Origin of the sequence: Kocuria sp., assembly GCF_030536815.1 — a bacterium.
GTDB classification, from domain to species: domain Bacteria; phylum Actinomycetota; class Actinomycetes; order Actinomycetales; family Micrococcaceae; genus Kocuria; species Kocuria gwangalliensis.
Genome location: NZ_JAUNPE010000084.1, coordinates 1 through 9,943, shown reverse-complemented (window position 1 = coordinate 9,943; position 9,943 = coordinate 1). Strand labels below are relative to the sequence as shown.

Genomic DNA, 9,943 nt, shown 5'->3' with positions numbered 1-9,943 from the left:
GTACACGACCGCCAGACCGCACACCGCGCCGATCACGGTTTCCACCGCGCGGGCCTGCAACAGGGACAGTGTCTCCACCGGGTGGGCCAGCTGGGTCATCAGCAGGGCCAGCGGAGTGATGAACAACAGCGCAATGGAGTAATTGCGGCCGATGAACAGCTCGGCCAGGAACTGCAGGATGATCACGAACACCACGATGTGCCACGTTTCCAACTGCATGGACAGCAAGAACGCCGTCACCCCCACGCCACCCAGCGTGCCGACCATGCGGTGCACGCCGCGCTGGAGCCGGGCACTCAGGTCAGGGGCCGCGATTGGGGCGGCCGCCGCGACCATGGCCCAGTAGCTGTGGGACATTCCGCTCAGCAAACCCAGCGCGCCGGCAACGGAGGTGGCCAGGAAGAACCGGCCGGCGTGCGACCACAGTTGCCCGGTGGCGAGTCCGTGATGGGCGGGGACGGGGGCGATGGGTCCTTGGACGCCTTCACCCACCCATTGACCGGCCAACCCCAGCGCCACGGAGAGCCCGGCGGACAGTGCCGCGATCAGGCCGGCCAACCACAGGGGAGCCGCCTCGGGCAGGGAACCGATCGCACCCACGGCAAAGATGAAGAAGAGCGATCCCGCCGGCTTCAGGTTGAGATAGGCCGCCACGAGGGCACCCACACCGGCGACCACCGCGGTGACCCCCAACGTCACCAGCTGCGCGGCACCCATGTTGGACAGCAGCGCACCCAGCAGGATGCACACCAACAGGATGAGCGCCGCCTGCGATTGGTGCTTGAACCGATCCCGGATGGGTTCGTTGCGCGCGTAAATGGAGGTGAACGCACCGAAGGCCGCGTAGATCGCCAGGTCCGTCCGATCCAGGGCCAGCAGAACCAGCAGGGGTATGGCCACGGACAGCGCAATACGCGCCGCCGGGATGTGATCCCGCTGGGATGGCGGGAGGGCGAAGAACTGGGCAACCGTGCTCACCTGGGTGCGGCCTACCTTTCTGTCCGGAACGTTGAACCGGGCCCATTCTCTCCCAGCTCGCCGGAACCGGCACAATGGTGTGGTGCCCACACCCCGTACCGAAACAGCCACCGCCGCTTTCAGCTTCGAGATCGAAACACGCCTGCGGGACAGCTCCTCCCCCGCTGCGCATCAGATCGAGGCGAACGGTGGGCAGTTCCAGGGCCGCACCGGCACCATTCACACCCCGCACGGCGATATCCAGACGCCGGCGTTCATCCCCGTGGCCACGCAGGCCGTGGTCAAGGCCGTGCTCCCGGAGTCCATGGCGGACGAGGGCGCCCAGGCCATGTTGGCCAACGCCTACCACCTGTATCTCCAGCCCGGGGACGACATCCTGGACGCCGCAGGCGGGCTGGGCACCTTCATGAATTGGCCCGGCCCGACCTTCACGGATTCCGGCGGCTTCCAGGTCATGTCCCAGGGCTCCGGCCTGGGCAAGGTCATCGACATGTCCACGGTCAAGGAACCGCTCGGTGACGACGACGTCGCCAAGGGCCAGGAACGCATGGCCAACGTTGATGACGACGGCGTGTGGTTCCGTTCCTACATCAACGGGGATCTGCATCGGTTCACCCCGGAAAAATCAATGCAGATCCAGCACAACCTGGGCGCGGACATCATGTTCGCCTTTGATGAGCTCACCACGCTCCACAACTCCCGCGGCTATCAGGAGGAGGCGTTGGAGCGCACGCGTCTGTGGGCCCTGCGCTGCATTGCGGAGCACCAGCGCCTGACCGAGGAGCGCTCGCACAAGCCCTACCAGGCGCTGTTCGGAGTCATCCAGGGCGCTCAGTACGAGGACCTGCGCCGCACGGCCTGCCGGGACCTGTCCACCATGGGATTCGACGGTTTTGGCATCGGCGGGGCCTTGGAAAAACAACAATTGGGGACAATTGTTCGTTGGTGCACGGAAGAGTTACCGGAAAATACTCCGAAACATCTTCTGGGAATTTCCGAGCCCGACGATATTTTCACGGCCATTGACAACGGTGTGGACACCTTCGACTGCGTTTCCCCCACCCGCGTGGCCCGTTCTTCCGCGGTCTACTCTCCGACCGGTCGCTTCAACCTGACCAACGCGCGTTTCGCCCGGGACTTCACCCCCATTTCCGAGACCTGCCCGTGTTACACGTGCACCCACTACACTCGGGCGTACCTGCGGCATCTGTTCAAGGCCAAGGAGCGCAACGCGGCGACCCTGGCATCCATCCACAACGAACGGTTCATCCTGGACGTGGTGTCCGGAGCACGCGACGCCATCAATAACGGAACGTATTTCGAATACCGGGATAGAACTCTCAGAAATTACTACCAAATGCAATGATCACCATACTGTTTATCACCCTGGCACGGTCCCGCACTGTGAAATCTTTCCTCGCAAACCCCGGGACACGCCGCTCTATGTTGTGCACCACATTCTCCGGCCTGTATAAACGGGAATCACAGCGATCCAGAGGGGTGGTCAGCATGACTAACAACAAGGACCAATCCGGTGTGGACTCCAATTCCACGCCCACACCCGCGCAAGATGCCGCGGAATCCGGCGTGAGTGCGGCTCTCGCCGGTACTCGTGCCAGCGAACCAGTCGACCAAGATTTCGTTTCACCCCCCACCGGCGCAATTTCCCTCGTGGACCACCGCGAGGCCGAGGACACCGACCAACCGGCCCAGGGCGTGGTGCCCGGTCGCCCAGCATCCGTGGATGAATCCAACCAGGTTACCGCCGGAGGATACGGCGTGGGCGTGGACGCCAAGTACGTCCCGTCCAGCATGGCCGGGCCCACGCGGCGAGTTCTGCGCAATGTGTCCGAGGTGCGCCACTTCTTCCGCGTCAATGACACTCCCGTGTTCTTCGTGGGTGCCACCCCGTTCAACCTGCTGGGATTGGACCGCTGGGTGCGCAATCTCTCCTACATTTCGTTCTACGACGGCTGGGACGGCGCACATCCGCGCATCTTCACCCCCAAGAACAAACCCGCCCGCGAGTTCGAGTCCGGCGAGGACATCAACAACTGGCTGCTCCGCCACCATGAGGTGCGCGCCCTGATCGACTCGCGGACCCCTCAGGGAACGCGCCCCAAGATTGCTCTGGTGTTCTTCAACGAAGAAACCGAAGAAATCTGCGAGGAACTCGGCTACGACCTCATCCTGCCCAAGGCGCAATTGCGCGAAATGCTGGACTCCAAGCTGATCACCACGCGCCTGGGCAACGAGGTGGGGGTCCCCTCCGTGCCGAATATCCTCACCACCGTGGACTCGTGGGATGCCCTCAAGAAAGAAACCACCGAGAACAACCTCGGCACCGATCTGGTGGTGCAGACGGCGTACGGCGATTCCGGAAAGACCACCTTCTTCATTGATTCCGAGGAGGACTGGGACGAGTACAAGGACGAGATCGTAGGCCAAGAGGTCAAGGTCATGAAGCGCATCAACAACTTCCCCGTGGCGGTGGAAGCGGTGCGCACGGACGCCGGAACCATCGTGGGTCCGTTCATGACCGAACTGACCGGCTACCCCGAGCTGACCCCGTACCGCGGCGGCTGGTGCGGTAACGAGACGTTCCCGGACGTGCTCGATGACGAGACCCGCGCCATTGCCTCCGACATGGTTCGCAGGCTGGGTGACCGGCTGGGCGAAGAAGGCTACATGGGCTTCTTCGAGGTGGACGTGTTGATCGATCTGGACACCAAGGACGTGTACCTGGGTGAGTTGAATCCGCGGATTTCCGGAGCCACCTCCATCACCCAGGTCACCGCCGGCGCCTACGCGGACGTTCCCCTGTTCCTGTTCCATCTCCTGCAGTACATGGACGTGGAACTGCAACTGGACGTGGATGAGATCAATGAGCGCTGGGCCGAGCTGGCCGCCGTGGATGTGTGGAGCCAGGCCGTGGTCAAGGAGATCTCCCCGGGTGTCGCCCGTATCGACAAGGCACCGCGCACCGGCCAGTACTTCGTGGACGCTGACGGCGGGCTCGTCTACCGCCGCCCGGCGCTAGACTGGCACCAGCTTCAGAACTCGTCGGAAGTCTTTTTCATGCGGATCTACGGTCCCGGCGAGTTCCGTTGGAAGGGCGCAGACCTGGGCATCATTGTCTCGATCGGGCGGTTGCAGCGCGACACCGGCAATGGCACCGCGTTGAGCATCAGGGCCAAGCACTTGATTGAATCCTTCCGAGACATGTACACCGTGACTCCCCTGGTGCGTCCTGCAGGGGCCAAAGGATCCGCAGGTTTGAAGGCCTAGGTTGCTCAGCGAGACCAGCGGCTCCCCGGGTGCGGGAGTCACTCTCAACAACTGGCAGACCCCCGAGCAACTCGCGTGGTCCTTCCAGCACATCGCGGACATTCTGCCCACCGCCGCAATTTCACGGGCGGCGGCGCCCGCAGCTCCGTTCGAGAGTGCCCCCGCCCCGGTGGAGAACCTTCCCCTCGTCACGGTGGACGGCCGATTCCTCACCGTGGGCGAGGTCATGGACTGGACCTACACGGACGGTTGGCTGGTCGAACACGACGGCAAGATCCTCGCCGAGCATTACCCCGGCGGTATGGCTGCGGGTACCAAGCATTTGCTGATGTCCGTGAGCAAGTCCTTGGTCTCACTGGTTGCCGGCTCCCTGTGGGGCTCTGGGTTGCTGCACCTGGACGCGCCCGTCACCGCCTACGTGCCGCAGCTGGCCTATTCGGGGTATGCCGGGGCCACCGTGCGCGACCTGCTGGACATGCGCACCGGCGTCCGGTTCTCCGAGGAGTACACGGACCCGGACGCCGAGGTTCGCCAGCTCGAGGAAGCCATCGGCTGGAAACCGTGGACCCACCCGGGACCGCGCAGCATGTACGAATTCCTACTCGGGTTGAAAAAGGTCCGCGAGCACGGCGGAACCTTCGAGTATCGCTCCGCGGAAACCGATGTGCTCGGCTGGGTGTGCGAGGCCGCCGGTGGCGCCCGGATGCAGCAACTGATGTCCCGATTGTTGTGGAGTCGCATTGGCGCTGAAGAGGATGCCAACATCGGGGTGGACAGCACCGGCACCGGCATGTTCGACGGCGGCATCTCCGCCTCGCTGCGTGATATCGCCCGCGTGGGTCGCGTGGTCCTGGGTGACGGAGTCTCCATGACGGGCGCGCGCGTGACCCCCGCCGAATGGATCTACGACACCATGGCCGGGGGCCCGGATTCCCGCCAGGTCTTTGCCGATTCCCCCACGGACACCCGCATGCCCGGGGGCATGTACCGCAACCAGTTCTGGATCCCCCGCGAAGGTTCTGACGTGATCCTGGCCCTGGGTATCCACGGTCAGATGATTTACATCAACCGGCCGGCCCGTGTGGTGGCGACCAAGCTGTCCAGCTGGCCCGTCCCACAGGATGCATGGATGCTGCTGACCACCCTGACCGCGTTCGACACCATTGCCGCGGCCGTCCAGGAAAACCGAATTTAATGGACCCGGAAGAGCCCCACGCCCACCCCGGCGAACTTCGCCGGGTCAGCGCGTGCGCGGGTGTGATCCTGGCACCCAACCCCGGGCCCATGACGTTGGACGGAACCAACACGTGGATCCTTTCGGCACGGGGTTCCGACCCTGAGTACCCCCATTACGGCGCTCATCCCTCCGCACAAGGCAGAGGCTCGTGGCCCGGTAGCGACGTGGTGGTGGTTGACCCCGGACCCGAGGATCTGGGGCATCTGCAGGCCATCGCGAATGTCGGGAACGTGGTGCTGATTTTGATCACCCACCGGCACGGTGACCACACGGACGGCATCGACCGATTGCGCGAGCTCACCGGTGCCCCCGTGCGCGCCGTTCTTCCCGAACACTGCCGCGAGGGTGAACCACTGCGTGACGGCGACACGATCGTGGCCGCGGGGATGCGCATCCAAGTCATTGCGACCCCCGGTCATACATCGGATTCCGTGTGCTTCAGGATTCCGCACGACGAACCGGAGACCATCATCACCGGCGACACGATCCTGGGTCGCGGCTCCACGATGATCGACCATCCGGATGGTTCCCTGGGCGACTACTTGCGCTCACTCGACGTGTTGGCACGTTATTCGGGGGCCCTGGTGCTCCCGGCCCACGCCGGCCCGCTTCACGACATCCAAGAAGTGTGTGAAGAGCTCACGGACCACCGATTGCAACGGCTGGACCAGGTGCGCTCGGTGCTCCATGAATTGGGCAGCAACGCGAGCCTGCCGGCCATCACGGATGCCGTGTACTCGGACGTTCCGCACGGTGTACGCCGCGCGGCCGAGCATTCGATTGCCGCGCAGCTGGCATATCTGGGCTATTAGACGGCCCCCGACCGCGGCCGTGGGCCAACGGTCAGAGCGTGCGAACTACGCGCGGGTTTCGACGCCGCCCTGAACCGTTCCGTAGCTCGGCTCGCGGCGCTTGATCCATCCGATCACAGCGTAGGTCAGGGGCATGATGAGCACCTCGACCAGGCACTTGTACACGTACCCCACAATCACGTAGTTGAAGAACCCGGACCACGAGTCAATGCCGATGATGGGCGCGGCAATCGAGCAGAAAATAATGGTGTCCACCAGCTCGCCCACCATGGTGGAGCCGATGAGACGCGCCCACAGGTGTTTCTCCTGGGTCCTGGCCTTGACCTTCACCATGACGTAGGCGTTGAGCAACTGACCCACCAGGTAGCCGAGCAGTGAGCCGGCCACGATCAGTGGAACGGGCCCCAGTACGGCCTCGAACGCACTCTGGTTCTCGTAGAACTGCGCCGGCGGCAGGATGATCACGATCCAGAACACCGCGGAGGAGAACGCACCGAACACGAAGGACGTGATGATGGCCTTCCGAGCGGCCTTGAAGCCATACACCTCTGTCACCACGTCACCCAGCACGTAGGCCAGGGGGAACAGGAAGAAACCGCCGTCCGTGATGATCGGACCGAACTCCACCCCCTTGGTCGCGCCGATGTTGGAGAGCACCAGGATCACGCAGTACGCGGCCAGAATCAGGTCGAAGTACGTGCGGGGGCGGCGCGCGAAGGCGGGGCCGGCGGCGTCGGACGGTGCCGCGGTGGCTGAAACGTCGCGGGTGAGCGGGGTGGCGGAATGGGGCACGACAAACTCTCCACGGAATCAAGGGAACTGGTGCGACGTCGTCTGCCACCCGGCGTCGAGGATCAGTGTAATGGTTACGCCCGTTGCGTTGAATTCGCGAGCTCGGGGATTGCAGGAGCACAATATCCCCATGACTGAAAATTCCCGCCCGCAGCCTCCCGTCGCCATGACAATCGCCGGTTCCGAAGTCACCGGCGGGGCCGGCGCGCTTGCGGATATCAAGACCTTCACGTCGCTGGGGGTTTTCGGTTCCCTGGCATTGACCTGCATTGTGGCGTTCGACCCGGAGAACGACTGGGCCCACCGCCTGACTCCCGTGGACCAGGAGACCCTGGCCCATCAGCTGCAGACCATTTCCGCCGCCTACGACCTGGACGCCGTCAAGATCGGCATGCTGGGTTCACCCGCCACGATCCACACGGTGGCCCAGGCCATGACCGACCTCAAGCCGCGTCACTTGGTCCTGGATCCCGTGCTGATCTGTAAGGGCCAGGAGCCCGGCGCAGCCCTGGACACCGACCAGGCCCTCAAGGCCGAAGTGCTGCCGCTGGCCACGTTCGTGACGCCCAATCATTTCGAGTCGTTGTCACTGTCGGGCATGGACTCGATCGACAACGTGGCGGACCTCAAGGAAGCCGCCAAGCGCATCCACGACTCCTCCGGTGCCACGGTGCTGGCCAAGGGCGGGGTACGCCTGTCCGGTCCGGACGCCGTGGACGTCTTCTATGACGGCTCCGAGCTCGAGGTGCTCAGCGAGCCCAAGGTCGGCGAGGTCCCGGTTTCGGGAGCCGGCTGCTCATTGGCCGCCGCCGTGGCTGCCGAACTGGCCAAGGGTGCGTCCGAGATCGACGCCGCGCGCACGGCCAAGGCCTTCGTCTCCGCCGGTATTCGCCACCGCCTCAATTCACGCCTCCCGTTCGAATCGCTGTGGCAGGGCGGGTTCGCCGCCGAATCCTGAGTTGCCCGCCCGACGACGCCGCGCGCGCCGGTTCCCCACGCTGGGTCCGGTGAGCGCGGCGTCGTCGTATCCGGGGCATGAGCGGGACATTTCCTGAAAGGTCTCGGTGAGATCGCTGCGCCTGGATTACATCTACCACCCCGTGCCGTTGAATGTACTGACAGAACGTCACCCGCCTCAGTCAGCACGTCCCCGGATTTACTGACGGAATCAGATAAGGTGTCAACATGCCCCGCATTTCAGCTTCCAGCAACGCAGCCCAACGCGAGCGCACCCAGCGCGCCATTCTCACCGCATTCGGGCAGCTTCTCTACACGCAGGGGCTCACCGACCTCACGATGACCCAGGTGGCCAAGACCGCGGGCGTGGGGCGCACGGCCGTCTACAACTACTTCGCGGACATGGGTGAGCTACTGGTCGCCTACGCCCTGGATGAGACCGAACGGTTCGTGGCGGACCTGGAGCGGGACCTCGCGGAGACCGAGAACCCCATTGACCAATTGGGAACCTACGTGCGGGCGCAGCTCGAGGACATGAGCCGCCGCCACCTCCCCCCTGGGGAGGCCATGAAGACCGTGCTCGCGCCCGAAGATTTCGCCAAGCTCGGCAAGCATGTGGGCAAGCTGCGAGGCGTCCTGGTGGGCATTCTGGAACGCGCCATGTCCGAGGGTTACCTTCCCCGCACCGATCCGGCCCAGCTCACGCAGTTGGTGCACGGCTCCCTCGCATCCACCGCGGACCGCAGCCACGGGGCCGAAAGCACGCGCGCTCAGAAGTCTCGGATGGACGCCACCGTCCTGTTCATTCAGCGCGGCCTGGGTGCCCAGTTCGATCAGAACCTCCGCCCCGTTCAGCTGCCCTCGACCCGACCAGTTTTGAGTGTGGTTTCGTAACACGCCCCCCGTCGCACCCCACGACGCAATCACAGGGGTGCAACACACTAGGCTGAACCCATGATTTTCAAGGCCGTGGGTGATTCACGCCCCTATCCCGAACACGGCCTGGTCACACCCGCTGACTGGTCAAAGATCCCACCCAAGCAAGTGCGGCTGACCGATCTGGTCACCACTCAGTCCATGCTGGACCTGTCCAAGCTCCTGGACGCCGACTCCACATTTTTCGGCGACCTCTTCCCGCATGTCGTCTCCTGGAACGGCACGCTTTACCTTGAGGACGGAGTCCACCGCGCCCTGCGCACCGCACTCCATCACCGCTCGGTGATCCACGCGCGGGTACTTGAACTCTGAAGCGCACCCGAGTCCTCCATCGGTCTGCTGGCAACGTCTTCTGATAAACCGGTAGTTGCGTCGACACGACAATTAACCGCGTCATTTTGTGACAATAGTTACTTGCGGGTCACGAGTGTCCTTATGATGTAAGCATCCCCCTGATCGGCGAGGAACTCACGGCCTGGCTGGGCCGTCGTGACGCGGAACCTTGGTTCTGGGATCGAGGAGTTATCGCCCATAACAAAGGATCCGCGCATGATTGCCGCATCTTCCTTCCGTCGTTCCGTGACGACCGGACTCATTGCCTTGTTCTTGGCCTCCGGCACCGTTGCCGTGGGTGCCGCCCCCGCCCAAGCCGCCGTGGTGAAGCCGTGCAAGGCCACCATGTCCGTCACACAACCGCGCCAGTACACCAACACGTATGTGAACGTGTCCAAAGTGGGCGCACGCTCCAAGGTCACCACCAAGGCGAAGTACAAAACCACCACGAACACCAAGTACGCGACCGCCTCCACCAAGGGCACCGCGTCGGTCAAGTACCCCATTGCCGGCGCAACGCCCGGCCGCAAGGTGGTCGTGGAGGTCTCGGCAAAACAGGGCAACACCACCTGGAAGTGCACTACATCTTTCACACCCAAGAAGCGATAAC

At 63.7% G+C, this 9,943-nt stretch carries 10 protein-coding genes; 8 read left to right on the top strand and 2 right to left on the bottom strand.

Features of this window, described 5'->3' with window-relative positions:
- Nucleotides 1-978, bottom strand: a 978-nt coding sequence (locus Q4E95_RS08715; protein WP_303382932.1) for an FUSC family protein, incomplete at its 3' end; no start/stop codon positions are given.
- A gap of 82 nt (nt 979-1,060) precedes the next feature.
- On the opposite strand from Q4E95_RS08715, the gene tgt reads away from it, so the two are divergent.
- The 4 genes from tgt to Q4E95_RS08695 all read left to right on the top strand — a co-directional run bounded on the left by tgt (nt 1,061) and on the right by Q4E95_RS08695 (nt 6,315).
- The gene (tgt, locus tag Q4E95_RS08710; RefSeq protein WP_303382931.1) at nt 1,061-2,344 is read left to right on the top strand and encodes a tRNA guanosine(34) transglycosylase Tgt; all 1,284 of its coding nucleotides are present in this window, start codon (nt 1,061-1,063) and stop codon (nt 2,342-2,344) included.
- Nucleotides 2,345-2,487: 143 nt separating this feature from the next.
- Nucleotides 2,488-4,266, top strand: a complete 1,779-nt coding sequence (locus Q4E95_RS08705) for a biotin carboxylase (protein ID WP_303382930.1) — start codon at nt 2,488-2,490, stop codon at nt 4,264-4,266.
- A gap of 1 nt (nt 4,267) precedes the next feature.
- Nucleotides 4,268-5,461 (top strand): serine hydrolase, encoded by a 1,194-nt coding sequence (locus Q4E95_RS08700; protein ID WP_303382929.1) that lies wholly within the window; start codon nt 4,268-4,270, stop codon nt 5,459-5,461.
- Nucleotides 5,461-6,315 (top strand): MBL fold metallo-hydrolase, encoded by an 855-nt coding sequence (locus tag Q4E95_RS08695; RefSeq protein WP_303382928.1) that lies wholly within the window; start codon nt 5,461-5,463, stop codon nt 6,313-6,315. The genes Q4E95_RS08700 and Q4E95_RS08695 overlap by 1 nt, the downstream gene beginning before the upstream one ends.
- Nucleotides 6,316-6,360: 45 nt before the next feature.
- On the opposite strand, the gene Q4E95_RS08690 is transcribed toward Q4E95_RS08695, so the two are convergent.
- Complete coding sequence (locus tag Q4E95_RS08690; protein WP_303382927.1) at nt 6,361-7,107, bottom strand: queuosine precursor transporter; 747 nt, start codon at nt 7,105-7,107, stop codon at nt 6,361-6,363.
- A gap of 130 nt (nt 7,108-7,237) precedes the next feature.
- Here Q4E95_RS08690 and Q4E95_RS08685 point away from each other — a divergent pair, with 130 nt between their 5' ends.
- The 4 genes from Q4E95_RS08685 to Q4E95_RS08670 all read left to right on the top strand — a co-directional run bounded on the left by Q4E95_RS08685 (nt 7,238) and on the right by Q4E95_RS08670 (nt 9,942).
- Nucleotides 7,238-8,065 carry a hydroxymethylpyrimidine/phosphomethylpyrimidine kinase gene (locus tag Q4E95_RS08685; protein WP_303382926.1) on the top strand — a complete coding sequence of 276 codons (828 nt, stop codon included), beginning with the start codon at nt 7,238-7,240 and terminating at the stop codon, nt 8,063-8,065.
- A 227-nt stretch (nt 8,066-8,292) separates the two neighbouring features.
- Nucleotides 8,293-8,958 (top strand): TetR/AcrR family transcriptional regulator, encoded by a 666-nt coding sequence (locus Q4E95_RS08680; RefSeq protein ID WP_303382925.1) that lies wholly within the window; start codon nt 8,293-8,295, stop codon nt 8,956-8,958.
- A 60-nt stretch (nt 8,959-9,018) separates the two neighbouring features.
- Nucleotides 9,019-9,312, top strand: coding sequence for a type II toxin-antitoxin system VapB family antitoxin (locus tag Q4E95_RS08675; RefSeq protein WP_190806647.1), 294 nt, complete (start codon nt 9,019-9,021; stop codon nt 9,310-9,312).
- A gap of 237 nt (nt 9,313-9,549) precedes the next feature.
- On the top strand, nt 9,550-9,942 hold the full coding sequence (locus Q4E95_RS08670) for a hypothetical protein (RefSeq protein ID WP_190806646.1): 393 nt from the start codon (nt 9,550-9,552) through the stop codon (nt 9,940-9,942).
- Nucleotide 9,943 lies beyond the last annotated feature (1 nt).